The organism is Rodentibacter genomosp. 1 (assembly GCF_001999285.1).
Classification (GTDB): Bacteria; Pseudomonadota; Gammaproteobacteria; order Enterobacterales; family Pasteurellaceae; genus Rodentibacter.
On sequence record NZ_MLHN01000001.1, the window covers coordinates 21,874 to 40,499 of the forward strand.

The 18,626-nt window shown below is 39.2% G+C and carries 16 protein-coding genes and 4 tRNA genes; 15 read left to right on the forward strand and 5 right to left on the reverse strand.

Features of this window, described 5'->3' with window-relative positions:
* Positions 1 to 42: 42 nt before the first annotated feature.
* From BKK54_RS00125 to uxuA, 5 genes are read left to right on the forward strand one after another with little or no spacing between them, the layout of a single operon-like run.
* Positions 43 to 561, forward strand: a complete 519-nt coding sequence (locus tag BKK54_RS00125; RefSeq protein WP_077540358.1) for a TRAP transporter small permease — start codon at positions 43 to 45, stop codon at positions 559 to 561.
* Between the two features lies 1 nt (position 562).
* Positions 563 to 1,864: a TRAP transporter large permease gene (locus BKK54_RS00130; protein WP_077540360.1), complete on the forward strand. Its 1,302-nt coding sequence runs from the start codon at positions 563 to 565 to the stop codon at positions 1,862 to 1,864.
* Positions 1,865 to 1,885: 21 nt separating this feature from the next.
* Positions 1,886 to 4,261, forward strand: coding sequence for a glycoside hydrolase family 31 protein (locus BKK54_RS00135; protein WP_077540362.1), 2,376 nt, complete (start codon positions 1,886 to 1,888; stop codon positions 4,259 to 4,261).
* A gap of 15 nt (positions 4,262 to 4,276) precedes the next feature.
* Complete coding sequence (locus BKK54_RS00140) at positions 4,277 to 5,032, forward strand: FCD domain-containing protein (RefSeq protein WP_077540364.1); 756 nt, start codon at positions 4,277 to 4,279, stop codon at positions 5,030 to 5,032.
* 21 nt (positions 5,033 to 5,053) lie between these two features.
* Complete coding sequence (gene uxuA, locus BKK54_RS00145; protein ID WP_077540366.1) at positions 5,054 to 6,238, forward strand: mannonate dehydratase; 1,185 nt, start codon at positions 5,054 to 5,056, stop codon at positions 6,236 to 6,238.
* A gap of 96 nt (positions 6,239 to 6,334) precedes the next feature.
* Here the strand turns inward: uxuA and ycaO are convergent, their stop codons facing one another.
* Together ycaO and BKK54_RS00155 are read right to left on the reverse strand one after the other, a co-directional pair.
* Complete coding sequence (gene ycaO, locus BKK54_RS00150) at positions 6,335 to 8,083, reverse strand: 30S ribosomal protein S12 methylthiotransferase accessory factor YcaO (protein ID WP_077540368.1); 1,749 nt, start codon at positions 8,081 to 8,083, stop codon at positions 6,335 to 6,337.
* Positions 8,084 to 8,168: 85 nt separating this feature from the next.
* The gene (locus BKK54_RS00155) at positions 8,169 to 8,897 is read right to left on the reverse strand and encodes a class I SAM-dependent methyltransferase (RefSeq protein ID WP_077540370.1); all 729 of its coding nucleotides are present in this window, start codon (positions 8,895 to 8,897) and stop codon (positions 8,169 to 8,171) included.
* Between the two features lie 26 nt (positions 8,898 to 8,923).
* Here BKK54_RS00155 and gloB point away from each other — a divergent pair, with 26 nt between their 5' ends.
* The 7 genes from gloB (at position 8,924) to BKK54_RS00190 (ending at position 12,302) form a co-directional block, all read left to right on the forward strand.
* Positions 8,924 to 9,625, forward strand: coding sequence for a hydroxyacylglutathione hydrolase (gene gloB / locus BKK54_RS00160; protein WP_077540372.1), 702 nt, complete (start codon positions 8,924 to 8,926; stop codon positions 9,623 to 9,625).
* A gap of 132 nt (positions 9,626 to 9,757) precedes the next feature.
* Positions 9,758 to 11,080, forward strand: coding sequence for a glutamyl-tRNA reductase (hemA, locus tag BKK54_RS00165; RefSeq protein ID WP_077540374.1), 1,323 nt, complete (start codon positions 9,758 to 9,760; stop codon positions 11,078 to 11,080).
* Positions 11,064 to 11,783: a phosphodiester glycosidase family protein gene (locus BKK54_RS00170; RefSeq protein WP_077540376.1), complete on the forward strand. Its 720-nt coding sequence runs from the start codon at positions 11,064 to 11,066 to the stop codon at positions 11,781 to 11,783. Before hemA ends, BKK54_RS00170 begins: the two co-directional genes overlap by 17 nt.
* 132 nt (positions 11,784 to 11,915) lie before the next feature.
* Positions 11,916 to 11,992 (forward strand) — tRNA-Met (locus tag BKK54_RS00175).
* A gap of 1 nt (position 11,993) precedes the next feature.
* A tRNA-Leu gene (locus BKK54_RS00180) sits at positions 11,994 to 12,078 on the forward strand.
* A 29-nt stretch (positions 12,079 to 12,107) separates the two neighbouring features.
* Positions 12,108 to 12,182: transfer RNA gene (locus BKK54_RS00185), tRNA-Gln, on the forward strand.
* A 45-nt stretch (positions 12,183 to 12,227) separates the two neighbouring features.
* Positions 12,228 to 12,302 (forward strand) — tRNA-Gln (locus tag BKK54_RS00190).
* A 147-nt stretch (positions 12,303 to 12,449) separates the two neighbouring features.
* Here the strand turns inward: BKK54_RS00190 and ribA are convergent.
* The gene (ribA, locus tag BKK54_RS00195; RefSeq protein WP_077540378.1) at positions 12,450 to 13,109 is read right to left on the reverse strand and encodes a GTP cyclohydrolase II; all 660 of its coding nucleotides are present in this window, start codon (positions 13,107 to 13,109) and stop codon (positions 12,450 to 12,452) included.
* Between the two features lie 70 nt (positions 13,110 to 13,179).
* Between ribA and BKK54_RS00200 the strand changes: the two genes are divergently transcribed.
* From BKK54_RS00200 to BKK54_RS00210, 3 genes are all read left to right on the forward strand, one after another.
* Complete coding sequence (locus BKK54_RS00200; RefSeq protein ID WP_077540380.1) at positions 13,180 to 13,899, forward strand: phosphatase PAP2 family protein; 720 nt, start codon at positions 13,180 to 13,182, stop codon at positions 13,897 to 13,899.
* A gap of 64 nt (positions 13,900 to 13,963) precedes the next feature.
* Positions 13,964 to 14,878, forward strand: coding sequence for an N-acetylglucosamine kinase (gene nagK, locus BKK54_RS00205; protein WP_077540382.1), 915 nt, complete (start codon positions 13,964 to 13,966; stop codon positions 14,876 to 14,878).
* 177 nt (positions 14,879 to 15,055) lie between these two features.
* Positions 15,056 to 16,489: an alanine/glycine:cation symporter family protein gene (locus tag BKK54_RS00210; protein ID WP_077540383.1), complete on the forward strand. Its 1,434-nt coding sequence runs from the start codon at positions 15,056 to 15,058 to the stop codon at positions 16,487 to 16,489.
* 142 nt (positions 16,490 to 16,631) lie between these two features.
* Here BKK54_RS00210 and BKK54_RS00215 read toward each other — a convergent pair whose 3' ends face one another.
* Together BKK54_RS00215 and rsuA are read right to left on the reverse strand one after the other, a co-directional pair.
* The gene (locus BKK54_RS00215) at positions 16,632 to 17,825 is read right to left on the reverse strand and encodes a Bcr/CflA family multidrug efflux MFS transporter (protein WP_077540384.1); all 1,194 of its coding nucleotides are present in this window, start codon (positions 17,823 to 17,825) and stop codon (positions 16,632 to 16,634) included.
* Position 17,826: 1 nt separating this feature from the next.
* Complete coding sequence (gene rsuA / locus BKK54_RS00220; protein WP_077540385.1) at positions 17,827 to 18,525, reverse strand: 16S rRNA pseudouridine(516) synthase RsuA; 699 nt, start codon at positions 18,523 to 18,525, stop codon at positions 17,827 to 17,829.
* Between the last annotated feature and the right edge of the window lie 101 nt (positions 18,526 to 18,626).

Sequence of the window (18,626 nt, forward strand, 5' to 3'; positions counted from 1 at the left end):
GGTCTTACCAATTTAATATTAAGATAAATTAAGGAGTCACTAATGAATAAATTCATATCAGCGATGAATTGGGCTTTATCGACACTTTGCATTGTTTTGAGCTCATTTTTAGTATGCTGTGTTGTCTGGCAAGTGTTATCTCGCTATATCCTTAACTCCCCTAGTACTTATACTGATGAAATTGCTCGTTTTCTCTTTATTTGGGTGGGATTGATGGGCGCGGCTTACGCATTAGGGCAAAAGAAACATCTAGCGATAGATCTCTTGGTCTGCAAATTAGAAAATTCCCCTATTAATCAGAACCGTTTACAACTTCTCATTAATTTTATCAGTATCGTATTTGCCGCAATCATTATGTGTTATGGCGGATTCAAACTTGTTGTGGATACCATAAGTCACGGTCAAATTTCACCTGTGATTGGGATTCAAATGGGGCTTGTTTATCTTGCAATCCCTTTAAGTGGATGCTTTATGTTGATTTATTTAATCAGAGATATTATCGACAATATTCATAATATAAACGCAACTTCATTATCGATTTTAGATCACAAAGGAGAATAAAATGGAATGGTCAAATATTATTGTACTTTGCTCAAGTTTCTTTGTACTGCTCTTTATTGGTGTACCAATTTCATTTTCTATTGGTATAGCCTCACTCCTTACTATCATGCTATCAATTCCGTTTGATGCAGCTATTGCAGTCATTTCACAAAAAATGGCATCGGGATTAGACAGTTTCTCTTTACTTGCTATCCCTTTCTTTATTTTGGCCGGTAATATTATGAACCGTGGTGGTATCGCCATGCGTTTGATTGAATTTGCTAAAGTTATTGGCGGGCGTTTACCGGGATCTTTAGCACATGTAAACGTGCTAGCTAATATGATGTTCGGTTCTATTTCCGGTTCTGCCGTTGCCTCCGGTGCAGCAATGGGCGGAATTATGTCTCCGTTACAAAAGAAAGAAGGTTATGACCCCACCTTTTCCGCAGCGGTCAATATTGCCTCTTGTCCTACCGGATTACTTATTCCACCAAGCAATACGTTTATCGTTTATTCCTTAATTTCAGGCGGTACATCTATTGGTGCATTATTCCTTGCAGGTTACATTCCCGGTATTTTAATGGGGCTTTCTATTATGATTATTGTCTCCATTATTGCGAAAAAGAGAAAATATCCCGTTTCACCAAAACCAACCCGATCTGAGGCCGTGAAAAAAACGCTTGATGCATTACCAAGTCTTGGTCTAATCATTGTGATTATGGGCGGGATTATTGGAGGGATTTTCACTGCAACGGAAGCATCTGCATTTGCTGTCGTCTATACTCTTATTCTGGCTGCTGTTTTCTATCGTGAAGTGAAAATTAGAGAGCTCCCAAAAATTATTTTAGATTCTGTTGTTACTACTGCGATTGTTTTACTTTTAATTGGCACATCTATGGGGATGTCTTGGGCGATGGCTAATGCCGATATCCCTTATACCATTAGCGATGCATTATTAAATATTTCTGATAACCCGATTATTATTCTTTTAATCATTAATATGATTTTACTCGTGGTAGGGGTATTTATGGATATGACACCGGCTTTACTTATTTTTACCCCAATATTTTTTCCTATCGTAACGGAATTGGGCATGGATCCTGTGCATTTTGGTATATTAATGGCATTCAACCTTTCTATCGGTATTTGCACTCCTCCTGTTGGTAGTGCGCTCTTTATTGGCTGCTCTGTTGGTGGGGTTAAAATTAATCAAGTCATTAAACCGCTACTTCCGTTCTATTTTATGCTTATTTTAACGTTACTATTGGTGACTTATGTACCTTCATTAAGTTTGGCCTTACCACAAATCTTATTAGGTTATTAAAGCAGGCATTAGGAAAATAATATGAAAACGATTAAAAATTGGCAATTTATAAAAGATCATAATCATCGTATTGATGTTGTTTGTGAATATGGTTTCCAACTTCATATTTTCGTATTAGAAAGTGATATATTCCGTGTCGCTTTTACTCAAGATAATGAGTTTAAAGTGCCTCATTCCTGGGCGATTACCCCTAATCAATCAGATGTAGATTGGCAAGGTCGTGATAAATGGTCGTTAGAAGGATTCTCCTGTCCCGATTACAATATTAAGCAGACAGAAAAAACACTTGAAATATCGACCGCACTTTTGAAAGTTACTCTTCATCAACCTCTTTATTTAGAATGGGAATATAAGCAAGATGGTGAGTGGAAGCCATTATTTACCGATAGAAAAACCGGTGCTTATTTAATGGGAATTTCAAATACAGAAGTCTCACATTATTTACAGAGAGATATAAAAGAGCATTATTACGGTTTAGGGGAGAAAACAGGGAATTTAAATCGTCATGGTCGTCGCTTTGAAATGCGTAATCTTGATGCGATGGGATATAATGCAGAATATACCGATCCACTTTATAAACATATTCCTTTCTATATCACACATAGCTCAGATGTAAGTTATGGATTATATTATGATAATTTAGCTTCCTGTTGGTTTGATTTAGGTAACGAAATAGACAATTATCACGCATATTACCGTAGCTATAAATCAGAAGATGGAAATCTCGATTATTATGTCATTTTGGGGCCTAAAATTTTAGATGTGACCAAAAAATATTGCCGATTAACGGGAGGAACAATTTTCGGGCCTAAATGGAGCTTAGGCTATAGTGGTTCAACGATGCATTATACTGATGCGTCGGATGCTCAAGAACAACTGAAAAAATTCGTGGATTTATGTGATGAACATGATATTCCATGCGACTCATTCCAGTTATCTTCGGGCTACACATCCATTAATGGAAAACGTTATGTTTTCAACTGGAATTATGACAAAGTTCCAACCCCAAAAGACATGACAAAACATTTCCATGATGCGGGAATGAAATTAGCAGCCAATATTAAACCTTGTTTACTACAAGATCATCCGCATTATCAAGAAGTTGAAAAACTTGGCTTATTCATTAAAGATTCTGAATCAGATACCCCTGAAAGATCGATGTTTTGGGATGATGAAGGTTCTCATCTTGATTTTACAAATATGGATACCGTAAATTGGTGGAAAACGAATGTAAAACAACAATTATTGGATTACGGCATTGATTCTACGTGGAATGATAATAATGAATTTGAAGTGTGGGATAACTACGCTAAATGTCATTATTTTGGTAAAGGTATGCCAATAAAATTGTTACGCCCGTTACAACCACTCTTGATGATGAAATCATCTTATGAAGCTCAATTAGAACATGCGCCAAATAAGCGCCCTTATTTAATATCACGTTCCGGCTCACCGGGGATGAACCGTTATGTTCAAACATGGTCAGGTGATAACCGCACAAATTGGAATACTCTGCGTTATAACATAAAAATGGGACTGGGAATGACCCTTTCCGGTCTTTATAACGTAGGACATGATGTGGGCGGTTTCTCCGGTAATAAACCGGATCCAGAATTGTTTGTTCGTTGGGTTCAAAATGGCGTTATGCATCCCCGTTTTACAATTCACTCTTGGAATGATGACAAGACAGTGAATGAACCTTGGATGTATCCACAGGTTACTAATATTATTCGTGATGCAATTCAGTTACGTTACACCCTAATGCCTTACCTATATAACCTACTTTGGAAAGCTCATCACGATAATGAACCCATGTTACGCCCAACATTTCTTGACCATGAGCATGATATAAATACCTTTGAAGAAAATGATGATTATCTGTTTGGTGAAGATTTATTCGTTGCGTCCGTGGTTGAACCGAACCAAAGAAAACGTGATGTTTATCTTCCACAAAATTTTGCCGGCTGGTATGACTTTTATACATACAAATGGTTTAATGGCGGCGAAAAAATCACGGTTGATGCACCATTAGAAAAAATCCCACTCTTTTTAAGAGCGGGAAGCATTATTCCAATGGCAAGAAAAGGTCACAAAAATACACTATCTGATGATTATCGAGAATTATTAATTGTACCCTTTATTAATCAAGGAGAGAGAAATATCACCATTTTTGATGATGATGGTGAAAGTTTCGATTATCTACAAGGTCAATATTTGAAACTTGATATTCATTTAAAATGCACTGCTCACACCATAGAACTCATGTTGGAAAAATCAGGCCATTATGTCCCTCAATATACTGAAATTCATTTCTGTTTCCCTAAAAATGAGAAAAGAGAATTCGTTATTAATGGTAAATTAGCCGATCGCAACTATAAAATGAGTTTATTAAATTGAAACTAGGAAAAGCTTATGAATTTTGATGACTTACGATCCTATAAAAAAATAGGGAATGAATTAAAAGAGCAACTGATTAATCGTCAGTATCAAGTGGGTGATAAATTGCCTGCCGAGCGAGATTTAGCTGAACAGTTTAACGTAAGTCGTACTGTTATTCGGGAAGCGTTAATCATGCTTGAGATTGAGAACCTCATTGAGGTGCGTAAAGGTTCCGGTATATATGTGATTGCATTGCCTCATCATATTGCAAGCAATGATGACTTTTTAGATAAAGTTGATGTAGGCCCTTTCGAGTTGTTGCAAGCCCGTCAGTTATTAGAAAGTAGTATCGCCGAATTTGCCGCCTTGCAAGTCACAAGAGCTGATATAACAAAGCTAAAAGAAATTTTAGCAACAGAACGTGCAACCTTGGAACATGGTGATGAAGATTATATTGCTGATGAAGATTTCCATCGCACTATTGCGGAAATTACGCAAAATGAAGTGATCATACAAATGCAGAAAGCTTTATGGGATCTTCGTGTTGATAGCCAAATGTGGAAGGGATTACATCTTCATATTCCAAATCAAAGTTATCGTTATTTGTGGTTGCAAGATCACGAAAATATTATTACCGCTTTGCAGAGAAAAGATCCTGCAATGGCAAAAAAAGCAATGTGGCAACATTTAGAAAACGTCAAACAAAAACTTTTTGAGTTATCAGATGTTGATGACCCGAATTTTGATGGTTATTTATTTAATATGAGTCCGATTGTTGTCGATCGTTAAAAATATAAGAGGAGTTTAAAAATGGAACAAACATGGCGTTGGTATGGCCCCAAAGATCCGGTTTCTTTATCTGATATTCGTCAGGCCGGTGCAACCGGTATTGTGACCGCACTTCACCATATTCCAAATGGAGAAGTGTGGTGTATTGAAGAAATTGAAAAACGTAAGGCTGAAATAGAACATGCAGGCTTAACTTGGTCTGTTGTGGAGAGTGTACCGGTTCATGAAGAAATTAAAACACAAACCGGTGATTATCAAAAATGGATTGATCACTACAAACAAACGCTACGTAACTTGGCCCAATGCGGCATTGACACTGTGTGCTACAACTTTATGCCTGTTTTAGATTGGACCCGCACCGATTTAGCCTATGAATTGCCAGACGGTTCTAAAGCATTGCGGTTTGATCATATTGGTTTTGCCGCCTTTGAACTTCATATTCTAAAACGTCCAGGGGCTGAAAGCATTTATAACCAAGAAGAAATCACTGCAGCAAAAACCTACTACGATCAAATGACGGAAGATGAAATTCAGCAGCTTACCCGAAATATTATCGCTGGGCTTCCGGGGGCTGAAGAAGGCTATACGTTAGATGAATTTCAAAGCCAGTTAGACCGCTATAAAGAGATTTCTCCTGAAAAATTCCGTACACACTTAGCTTATTTTTTAAATGAGATTGTGCCTGTTGCACAAGAAGTTGGGATTAAAATGGCGATTCATCCGGATGATCCACCCCGCCCGATTTTAGGTTTACCACGAATCGTATCAACTATTGAAGATATGCAATGGTTTGTAGAAACCCAGCCTTTACCTGCTAATGGTTTCACAATGTGTACCGGCTCTTATGGTGTGCGTTCTGATAATGATTTAGTGAAAATGACGGAGCAATTTGCCGACAGAATTTATTTTGCTCATTTACGCTCCACCCAACGTGAGGATAATCCTTTTAGTTTCCATGAAGCGGCGCACTTAGAAGGCGATGTAGATATGTTTAATGTAGTGAAAGCGTTATTAAGCGAAGAATATCGTCGCTTAAATCATGGCGAAACCCGTTTAATCCCAATGCGTCCGGATCACGGTCATCAGATGTTAGATGATTTACATAAAAAAACCAACCCGGGTTATTCTGCGATTGGCCGATTAAAAGGTTTAGCCGAATTTCGTGGGTTAGAAATGGCGTTAAAGAAAGTTTATTTTAATAAATAAAATGATTTCTTGTAAATTGAATAAAATCAGCACGTGAATCCGTGCTGATTTTATTTAGTAGAAAATATATTAAGGTTATTTACTTGTTAAATATTTTCATTTTGCTTTTTGTAGCTTAGCATAGGCGTTTAACAACGCCTGATGTTCTTTGAAATTCTCTAATTTCTCATCACTTGCCGGAAGATTGTAGAAAGGATTTCCATTCTCTATGACGGCAGTCCAGGCCTGTTCAGTGGTTTCCTTGCCATACATTTTTTCAAATGCACTGCGATATTGTTCAGGAACACGATTTTTATCTAAACAAAGTTCAAGTACGCTAATGAGCGCACGATAATAATTGGTACGTTCCGGTGTGAACACAGAACTATTCATATTTAACGTCCAGTTAGCCCAATCCAATGCTTGTTCTAATTCGCCTAATGCGAGGTGTAACATGGATTTCAATTCGCCTACCCGTAAGGTTGTCCAGCCGCTAGTTTTAGGAGCAACGATGCCGATAAACTCTCGCACGCGGGTCGCATCATCAATATTTTGACTGTCCAATTCTTCTAACAATTCTGCGTAAGTTTCAGGGGCGTGATGCCAGTTTGGTAAATCTAATAGAATTTCTCTCCAATCCATTCCCATATTGTTATTGGCATAGATCAAGTCGTCTGCCGGGTAAATATCTGACATGCCCGGTACGATGATACGGCAAGCATATACGCCCAAATGGTTGTAATCCATAATGTACACCTCTTTATTTTCTTGACGAAAAATCGCCATGAGGTTGTTGTATTCTTCTTGGGTTGTGCCGGAAAAATCCCAATCGACAAATGTATAATCAGGCGTTTGTTTGAATAAATCCCACGAAATTAAACCGCTGGAATCAATGAAATGGGTTTCAAGATTGGCATGCTCGGCGACATCTTCATTACTAAAGGAAGGTGGTGAAAATACGTCTAAATCCTTTAAACTACGACCTTGAAGAAGTTCTGTCACGGTACGTTCTAATGCTACTTGGAAATTAGGATGAGCGCCGAAAGAGGCAAAGCAAGTGCCGTTATTGGGGTTGAATAACACTACGCAAATCACCGGATATTGACCACCTAAGGAAGCATCAAAAGCGTAGATTGGAAAGCCTTCTTCTTCTAATTTATTGATAGAAGCTTGGATAGATGGATAGCGAGCCATCACTGTGGTTGGAATTTCCGGTAAGCTTATCGCTTCAGCGATAATTTTGTTTTTGACATAGCGTTCAAACACTTCCGATAGACCTTGTACACGGGCTTCAAATTTGGAGTTACCTGCCGACATACCATTTGATACATAAAGATTAGCGATAATACTTTGTGGAACATATAGCGTTTTTTCATCGGATTGGCGAACATAAGGCATTGCGACAATACCACGATCGTAATTACCTGATTGTAAATCGACTAACAATTCCGGTGTGAGTTCACCATTGGGATCAAAATAGGCAAGTAGGTCATCATCTAAAATACCTTTCGGTAGCCTTGATTCATCTTCAATTGGAAACCATTTTTCACTTGGATAGTGAACAAAACTGCCATTTGCAATTTCTTGCCCTAAATAGAAATCTGCAAAAAAGTAGTTAGTGGAAAGACGTTCAAAATATTCTCCCAATGCTGATGCGAGTGCCGCTTTTTTGCTTGCTCCTTTGCCGTTTGAGAAACATTGAGGACAATCTCTATCACGAATATGAACCGACCAAACATTCGGTACAGGATTAAGCCATGAGGCTTCCTCAATATTAAAACCAAGTGCGGTTAATTTTTGTTGAAATTTTTCGATGCTATCTTCTAAGGCGGCATCTTTGCCCGGAATAAAGGTTTGTTCAGTCATTTTTGTTCCTAAATAAAAAGAAAAGTGCGGTGAATAATAGGGGAGTTTGGGCAAGGGAGCAAGAATTGATTTTAAGCATAGCGCATTACTTAGCGTGAGGTGATCGGTGGTAATCGGGCATTTCCTCTTGGAAAGCTTCCGCCGGTTGTAAAAACGTTGGTGTTTTTGACCGCTCTTTCTCAGTATTGAGCGTTAAGGGAGTGTGACGTTTTTGTGCGATTATCAGCGTTAAAGGGGAAAACATCGTGGCGTGTTGATGTTTGATAGCAATATTTTTGCGTTCCACAATATCAAAATGGAGCAACGCTAGCCAGTCAATAATACGCCAAGTCGGGTATTGGCGGAAAGGAAAATTCCCAAGTTTACGCTTAAAAATAAGTGGGCTGAGTGGATTAAATAAGGAAAGAAATAGCCAACCGTCATCCTCTAATACACGGTGTATTTCACGTAAGATTTGGTGAGGATCTTGTGCAAAGTTAAGTGTATTGATCAGAAAGCAGGCGCTAATTTCCTTTTGAACAAGCGGCAATGCCGTTGATTTTGCTTGGAGCAACGTATCATTTGCGGTTAAAAGTGCGGTTAAATTTGGCGAGATTTTTTCGCTGACCAATATTTGATGGCGCATAGGCAACTCGGTGATGACTTCTGCACTTAACGCACCGAGTTTTAATATTTGGTAACCTAAAATTTTTGATAGCCAAGGCGACAATGCTTTTTGTAATGCGTTACAATATGCCTCGCCCTGTGGGAGTTGCTGCCAACTTATTGGGGAAGAAAGAGGGTGTTTTGCCTTTGCTTGCCAGTTGATGATCATCAGATATCCAAATTTAGAGAGGAATTATGTTATTTGCCTTACCCGCCTTGAATGACAATTATATTTGGCTTTATCAACGTGAAAATTTACCGCTTATTATTGTTGATTTACCGGAAACTGACAAGCTTTTTACTTGGCTTGACGTGAATCATTCACCTATTGAAGCGCTATTATTAACCCATGAACATGATGATCACACTCAAGGTGTTGAGGCATTCAAGCTACGTTATCCAAATGTGCCCATTTATGGCTCACAAGAATGTGCGTCAAAGGGGGCAACCCAGATTGTTAATGAGGGAGAGATTATTACGCCAAATTATCATATCCAAGTGATTCCCACCGGCGGGCATACTGCACAACATATCAGTTTTGTTGTCGATAATCATTTATTTTGTGGCGATGCGTTATTTTCTGCCGGTTGTGGGCGTGTATTTACCGGTGATTATGAGCAAATGTTTGAGGGGCTATCACGCCTAAAAACATTACCTGATGACACCATTGTTTGCCCTGCTCATGAATATACGTTGGGTAATTTAGCTTTTGCGGAAACTGTGATAACAGATAAAAGTGCGGTTAAAAATCACCGCACTTTGGTGGCGCGTTTACGTGCGGAAGGCAAGCCGAGTTTACCAACAACGCTAGAATTGGAAAAATTAATTAATCCTTTTTTACAGGCAAAAACGCCGGAGGTATTTACTGCATTACGAAAAGCGAAAGATCAATTCTAACTATTTTGCGTTATTCTGAGAGGATGACAGAGAGTTGATTTGCTCAAACGACGGCAATTCATTAAAATAGCCCATAAGTTTCTCTCTAATTTTTCACCGCACGTTAAAAGTGCGGTTATTTTTAAATGTATTATGACCCTTCTTGTTCTTGGTATTAATCATAAAACGGCTTCAGTTTCTGTACGTGAAAAAGTCGCTTTTTCTGATGAAAAGCGGCGTATTGCCTTGCAACAAATTAAACAGCAGAACCTTGCCCAAGGTGCAGTGATTCTTTCTACTTGTAATCGAACAGAGGTCTATTTGCATCATCGCCAAATTTCACCACAAGAATGTGATGAATGGCAGAGAAGTGCAGAAAAATGGTTTGCAAATATTCATCAAATCCCTTTAGACGAACTTGTTTCCTGTATTTATGTCCATCAAAATCAACAAGCGGCAAATCATTTAATGAGAGTAGCTTGTGGTTTAGATTCTTTAATTTTAGGTGAACCACAAATTTTAGGACAGGTTAAACAAGCTTTTCAGGTGAGCGAAGACTATTATCAAACGGAAAATTCACCTTTTTCCACAGAGCTTTCCCGCTTGTTCCAAAAAACATTTTCTACGGCAAAACGTGTACGTACGGAAACTAATATTGGAGAGAGTGCGGTCTCTGTTGCCTATGCGGCTTGCAGTTTGGCGCGTCAGATTTTTGAATCACTACAGGATTTGACCATTTTGCTTGTCGGCGCAGGAGAAACCATTGAATTAGTGAGCCGTCATTTATTACGCCATGGTGTAAAAAAATTAATGATAGCGAACAGGACATTAGCAAGGGCTGAACAGTTGGTCGATACCTTGGTTACAGAAACTAAAATTGAGGTCTTTTCCTTAGAAAATTTGCAAAACGCTTTGAATCAGGCTGATATTGTCATTAGTTCTACTGGTAGCCCTAATGTATTAATTCATCAAGAGATGGTGAAGCTTGCACAGAAAAAACGGCATTATTCGCCAATGCTGTTAGTGGATATTGCGGTGCCAAGAGATATTGATGAAAATGTGGAAAAATTAGACAGCGTTTATCATTACACCGTTGATGATTTACAAGGTATTATTCAACGTAACTTAAATCAACGTGAGCAAGCCTCTAAACAAGCCGAGGGAATTATTGCACAAGAATGTGCCGATTTTTTTGAATGGTTAAAAGTACGTCAATTTTCCAATCTTATTAAGCATTATCGTGCTGACGCAGAACATATTCGCCAAGATTTGTTGGGGAAAGCATTACAACATTTGGCTCAAGGCGATAATGTGGAAAGTGTACTGCAAGAATTTAGTTATAAGTTAATGAACAAACTCATTCATGCGCCGACACAGACAATGCAATCCATGATGAAAGCAGGCAATGCCGAAGGGTTGCATTTGTTTTCTAATACTCTCAATCTTTCCCATCCCCTCGATGAAAAAAATAATTAAATTTTTGACCGCACTTTGTGGCTTTTTGGTCTTTTCTCTACAAGCGTCATATCGCACTTTTACAGAATCGAATATTACTTATGGTATTTTCCAAGCGAAACCGGAAGACGTAAGGTTACACTGGCGTGATAGTGAAGGCAAAAATTATCGCTCTCTGACGAATTTAAAACGCGAGTTGGAAAAAAATTATCAGGTAAAAATGATTATGAATGCCGGTATTTACAGTAAAAACGATGTCCCTGCCGGTCTATGGATTGAAAATGGTAAAGAATTGAATCCATTAAATATAAAACGAGGCCGTGGAAATTTTCATATTCAACCCAATGGGGTATTGGCATTGGTGGGAAAACAGGCTTACATTCTTACCACGAAAGCATATCAACAGAAAAAATTGAACCCCATATTTGCACTGCAATCCGGTCCAATGCTGTTAATTGAAGGGAAAATCAATCATCAATTCAGCCCAACGTTAGAAAGTTATCATAAACGTAATGCAGTATGTTTGAATAAGCAAAATGAACTTTTATTTATTCTGACGACATCAGGGAAACCAAATCTTTATACATTCAGTCAGGGATTGCAGAAAATTGGTTGCCATAATGCCTTATATCTAGATGGTACAATTTCTAATTGGTATATTCCTAGCATGTTTAATAGTTTTCACTGGCACCATTTTGTTGGGATGATTTCTGTTGCGGAGTAGGGTAAAAAATAATAAAAGCGTTTTTTTTATAAGCAACTAAATCCAAAAATAGGATTTTTTATAAAAAGTGATTGACTAGATTGGGACAAATCAGCATAATACGCCCCGCAAAGCCGATATGGTTAGCAAGATGGCTACATAGCTCAGTTGGTTAGAGCACAACACTCATAATGTTGGGGTCGCAAGTTCGAATCTCGCTGTAGCCACCATGCGGGACTGGCGAAATTGGTAGACGCACCAGATTTAGGTTCTGGCGCCGAGAGGTGTGTGGGTTCAAGTCCCTCGTCCCGCACCATTTATCGCTTTGTAAGTCAAAATAGTAGTTGGGGTATCGCCAAGCGGTAAGGCACCGGGTTTTGATCTCGGCATCCCTAGGTTCGAATCCTAGTACCCCAGCCATACTATCCTAGTTTCTCCTATATTCTTAGTTAAAAGAATTTCTATTGGGGTATCGCCAAGCGGTAAGGCACCGGGTTTTGATCTCGGCATCCCTAGGTTCGAATCCTAGTACCCCAGCCATATCAATTTTTCTATTTGTTTTATTGTTTCGTTTCGCCTTGTTTTGAAATTTCTCATTTCCAATGTAAAAATGCGATCAAAATTGACCGCACTTTAAGAGTTCTTATCAAAATAAAACCCTGATTCAAAGGGTTAACCACAAATTTTTTATTTTTTATTAGGTATCACTTCTTCCTGACAATGAGGGCAATTTATGAGGTGTTCTTCATGGTTATGCACAATATAGTGTCCCATTTTTTTGGCTTTTGTATCTAAATATTTCGTATTATAGCGATTTTCCCCCACATTTAGAGGCACCCGTTCCACCACGTTAATACCTGCTTTTTTCATTGTTTCTACTTTTTCCGGATTATTTGTCATTAGACGGACTTTTTTTACGCCAAGTAACTCAAACATATCGGCACAGACTTCAAAATTGCGTTCATCCGCTTTAAAACCGAGGGCAAGATTGGCTTCAATCGTATCCATCCCCTGATCCTGTAAAGAATAAGCACGAATTTTATTGATTAGACCGATACCACGCCCTTCTTCACGGTGATAAATTAAGACGCCACGGCCTTCTTCCTTAATTTGACGAAGTGCGGTAGCAAGTTGGAAACCGCAGTCGCATTTTAAACTATGCAGGGCATCACCGGTTAAACATTCGGAATGAATGCGGGCTAAAACAGGTTCATCACTATTTGAAATATCGCCCATTACTAATGCAACATGTTCTTTTTTCGTATCGGGAAATTCAAACCCGACCATTTTAAAAATACCATATTCAGTCGGTAAATTAGCTTGAGTGACCAGTTGAATTTTTGCCATAAAGTTATCCTTATTCCTTTTCATTTCTGCTAAAATGCACACTTTGTTTTTTTATTATCAAGGGGCGAGCATGTTTAAAAGGCTGTCATTATATACGTTATTACTTTGTCTTGTACCGTTTTTTATGTGGGGTTTTTCCTATCAATGGAACGGTAATGCTCAACTCACGGAAGCTGATTATTGGCTTTATTTGCTCACCGAAACAGGCAGTGTGCCCTATGCGTTGATTACCTGTGGTGTGTTTGCTGTTATTTTTGGCTTTTTGTTTAAAAGTCGTAAACAGTGGATGCTAGGTGTGGCTGTAATGGCATTTTCTGTGGTCGCAACTCAAGCAGTGAAAACAGGGTTAAAAGCAGTTTTTAAAGAACCACGCCCGTTCACGGTATATCTAGCGGAACAAACCAATCAAACTACAGAAAACTTTTATAGAAATGACCGCACTCAGCGGGCTGCGATTGCAAAAAACTTTTATTCTACACAGCCAGACACGCCAGTTTGGCTTGTAAACCACTACGAAAATGAAACGGGTTATTCTTTCCCATCAGGACACACCATTTTTGCTGCGACTTGGTTAATGCTTGCCGTAGGGTTTACGCAATTATTAGGTAATCGTTCGTGGCAAGCTAAATGGCTGGTTGGAGCTATAGCATTATGGAGTTTGTTGATGTTAGTCAGTCGCGTCCGTTTGGGGATGCATTATCCTATCGATCTTTTTGTTTCAACGGTTTTTGCTTGGATAATCAACCTCGCTATTTTCGGTTTTTTACAGAAAAAACGATCTTCGTCATAAAATCAAAATAAAAGTGCGGTTAAAATTTCGCTTAGTTTTCCATTTTTTATAAGAGGATTCGATTATGTACTATGGTTTGGATATCGGTGGCACAAAAATTGAGCTTGCGGTATTTAATGAAAAGTTAGAAAAATTATATTCTGAACGTGTTCCTACTCCTAAAACAGATTACGATGAGTGGCTCAACGTGATTGTGGATTTAGTCAATCGTGCGGATGAACAATTTGGCGAGCGTGGCACGGTTGGATTAGGCGTACCGGGATTTGTGAATCAACAAACGGGGCTGGCGGAAATTACCAATATTCGTGTGGCGGATAACAAGCCTATTCTACGTGATCTTTCCGAACGTTTAGGGCGTGAAGTGAGAGCGGAAAATGATGCGAATTGTTTTGCCTTATCTGAAGCCTGGGATGAAGAAAATCAACAATATCCTAGCGTACTCGGGTTAATTCTTGGCACAGGATTTGGTGGCGGTTTTGTGTTAAATGGGAAAGTACATTCCGGGCAAGTTGGGATGGCCGGTGAGCTTGGACATTTGCAGTTAAATTATCACGCCCTGAAATTGCTTGGTTGGGGTAATGCCCCGATTTATGATTGCGGTTGTGGTAATAAAGCTTGCTTAGACACCTATCTCTCCGGTCGTGGGTTTGAAATGTTGTATCATGATCTTAAAGGTGAAAAGCTATCTGCCCGTGAAATTATTGATGCCTTTTATCGTGGGAAAGAAAGTGCGGTCGATTTTGTGAACCTTTTTGTGGAATTAGCGGCGATTTCTATTGGAAACATTATAACGGCGTTTGATCCGCACATGATTGTGCTGGGTGGGGGATTATCAAATTTTGATTATTTATATGAAGCCTTACCAAAAGCGTTACCGGCTCATTTAATGCGTACGGCAAAAGTTCCGCCAATTAAAAAAGCCAAACATGGTGATTCCGGTGGTGTGCGCGGTGCGGCGGCGTTATTTTTAACTAAATGATTTTTTTAAGGCGTATGAATTTTTCATACGCTTTTTGTTTTTATCTAATAATTGTCCATTTTATTAAATAAAATCTTCTCAAATCTCATTTCTTTTCAATATTTTTTGATAAATATCGTTTTTTTTCCTCTTTTTCTCTACAATTCCTTCTCTTTATTTTCATTTGGGAGGAGCTTTATGGAATTGATTCACTATTTAGAACAATTATTAGTTTGGATTGTTGATCATCTTGATGGGCCACTATGGAATTTGACTATTGTCATTTTACTTGGTGTCGGTTTATTTTTTACCATCACAACGGGTTTTGTGCAGTTACGATTATTTCCGATGAGTATTCGAGAAATGTGGTTTGGGCGGGCCGCCGAAGGTAGCTCTTTAACCCCTTTCCAAGCCTTTGCTACAGGGCTTGCCAGCCGAGTCGGGGTAGGGAATATTGGTGGTGTTGCTACGGCGATAGCCCTTGGTGGCGAAGGGGCGGTATTTTGGATGTGGATCACCGCTTTTATCGGAATGTCGAGTGCCTTTGCCGAATCCACGTTAGCACAATTATTTAAAATTCAAGATAAAGATGGCTCATTTCGTGGTGGCCCGGCTTACTATATGGTACAAGGATTGAAATCACGTACTATGGCGGTGGCGTTTGCCATAGCACTCATTTTTACCTTTGGCTTCGCTTTCAATTCCGTGCAGTCAAATTCCATTGTAGAAGCGACCCGTAATGCTTGGAACTGGCAAGGTGAATATGTTGGTATTGCATTGGTGGTTTTAACTGCTGCGATTATTTTTGGCGGTATCAAACGCATTGCTGTCATTTCTAGTAGTCTCGTGCCAATAATGGCATTGTTCTATTTAATTATGGCGGTGATTATTCTGGGGATGAATATTGAATTGGTACCAACGGTGATCAATAACATTATCAAAAGTGCGTTTACCTTTGATGCAGCAGCAGGTGGCTTTTTCGGCGCAATGGTTTCCAAAGCTATGATGATGGGAATTAAGCGGGGGTTGTTTTCTAATGAAGCAGGGATGGGCTCAGCCCCTAATGCCGCAGCGGCTGCTCATGTGAAGCATCCTGTTAGCCAAGGTTTAGTCCAAATGCTTGGTGTGTTTGTGGACACGATGATGGTGTGCACTTGTACGGCTATCGTGATTTTACTTTCAAACAACTATGGAGGTGAGGAGCTTAAAAGTATTTCTCTCACGCAAAACGCTTTGCAATATCATGTGGGTGAATTTGGCTTGCATTTCCTTGCCTTTATTTTGTTGCTTTTTGCTTATTCTTCAATTATTGGAAACTACGCTTACGCAGAAAGTAATATCCGTTTTATTAAAAATAAACCTTGGTTTGTATTGTTATTCCGTTTAACGGTTCTGTTTTTCGTTTATTTCGGTGCAGTGCGTTCAGGCAATGTAGTATGGAATTTTGCCGATACGGTGATGGCTGTGATGGCAATTCTGAATTTGGTGGCAATCGTGCTACTTTCACCAATTGTGTGGAAATTACTGAAAGATTATCAACGTCAACTTAAAGCCGGAAAAACACCGGAATTTAAAATTGAAGATTATCCGGAATTGAAAAAACGGGTGTTTGAACAGCAAACTTGGAAATAACGGTATGATGTCGCAAATATATAGGGTAGGAATTTTACCGAGAGGTAGGAACACACACCTTTCAAATAAACCCTAAATGAGATTTGTACAACATATAATGTTGAGAAATAGTAAAGTGCGGTCAAAATTGACCGCACTTTTTTTATCCCTTCAAATTTCGATAAGTTAAAAAATAATAAGCGAGAACCCCGATTACGACACAAGCCCCCATTGTGAACAGCATGGGCGCTGCCGTGTCCATTTTCATGGTGGCGACTAAGCTGCCCATAATCGCACCGGTGGCAAAACGCACACTACCCACCAAGGAATTAGCCGTGCCGGACATTGTTGGGAATTTCTCTAAAATGGATGCCATCGCATTAGAAGAAATCAGCGGATTTTGCCCGACAAAAAACGCCACGCCTAGCGCCATTGACCAAAAACCGAAATCAAAAAGTGCGGTTAAAATGAGCCACATTCCCGATAAAAATTGAACGGTAAGACCAGTACGTAACATGGTTTCCGCACCAACTTTTGTGACAAATCGTCCGTTAAGAAAAGAGGCGAAAGTCATAATTGCAATATTCAGCATAAAGAAATAACCGAATTGATCTACGGGAATGCCGTAAATACCGATATACACAATAGAGCCTGCAGTCACAAAGGCAAATAAACCACCAAAACCGAAAGAGGCAGCGAACATATAACCCAACACTTCTTTTTGTTTCCACAGGCTCATAAAGTTTCGAGCAATAATATTCAAACGAAGTGGGATACGATTTTCTTTTTTGTGGGTTTCAGGAATGATAAAAAATACTAAAAATGCAGATAATGCTCCCATTAACGAAATAACATAAAAAATGGCGTGCCAGTGGAAATATTTTACGATATAACCACCGATAATTGGTGCAACCAATGGCGCAACCATAAATACGAGCGTGATGGTGGACATCACTTTTGAGAGTTCATTTTTACTGAATAAATCTCGCAATAATGCACCGGAAAGCACCACAGGTGCGGCACCAAAGAAACCTTGTACAAAACGAAGTGCGGTGAAATTTCCGATGGAATTGATTTCGGTTAGAACCAATGCGGTGATCGCACCGATAACCACGCCAAGTAAAATGATCGGTTTACGTCCGAAACTATCGCCGAAAGGTCCCCAAAACAACTGCCCGAATGCCATACCATAGGCAAAGGCGGTGAGGGTGTGTTGAACTTGCTCTGGGCTGATTTGAAGATCTTTGGCAATTTCTAAAAAAGAGGGCAAATACATATCGACACCGAAAGGTGGCAACATGGATAAAATGCCCAATGTCATAATAAAGATAAAGGTAGGTTGGGTCGTTTTGTTCATATTATTTTCCTAAACTTGCGATTTCTGCTTGTGTAAGGGGGCGGTATTCACCTTCTTCTAGGGTTTCATCCAATACGACTTCACCGATTTTCCAACGGTGCAATTCGACGACTTTATTACCAAGTGCGGCAAACATTCGTTTAACTTGGTGATAGCGTCCTTCCGAGATGGTCAGATTGACATTGTAATCGTCTAAAATTTCAAGTTTTGCGGGTTTGGTCGGCGTTTTTTCTCCACGTAATAAAATCCCTTCTTCAAAAGTTCGCTCATAATGAGGTTCAACCGGATCAGCCAAGGTGACAAGATAGGTTTTTTCACAATGATGTTTCGGCGAAGTAATGCGGTGCGACCATTGTCCATCATCAGTGAGCAACACCAGCCCTGTGGTATCCACATCTAAACGCCCGGCACTGTGTAACTTTCCGGCGAGAGGGTAATCAAAAAATTGATAAATAGTCGGATAGTCACCATCATCATTTGAACATACACAACCTTGTGGTTTGTTCAACATCAAGTATTGTCCACCTTCTAACCAAGTCAGTCGGGTTTCTTCAAAATAAATCCCATCTTCCGGTGAAATTTTACGGGCACTATTTTTTTCAATTTCACCGTTAATTTTGACCGCACTTTGGCGAATGGCTTTGCTGGCTTGAGAACGGGTTAAGCCGGTATTTTCGGCTATGAATTTATCTAATCGCATAAGATTTTCTCTTTTTTATTTATTAGGGCGTTTTTCTGCAGACTTGAATCTGCCGACGAGAAAGGAAAAATAAAAAAACACCCTATGGGATTATTGGGGTA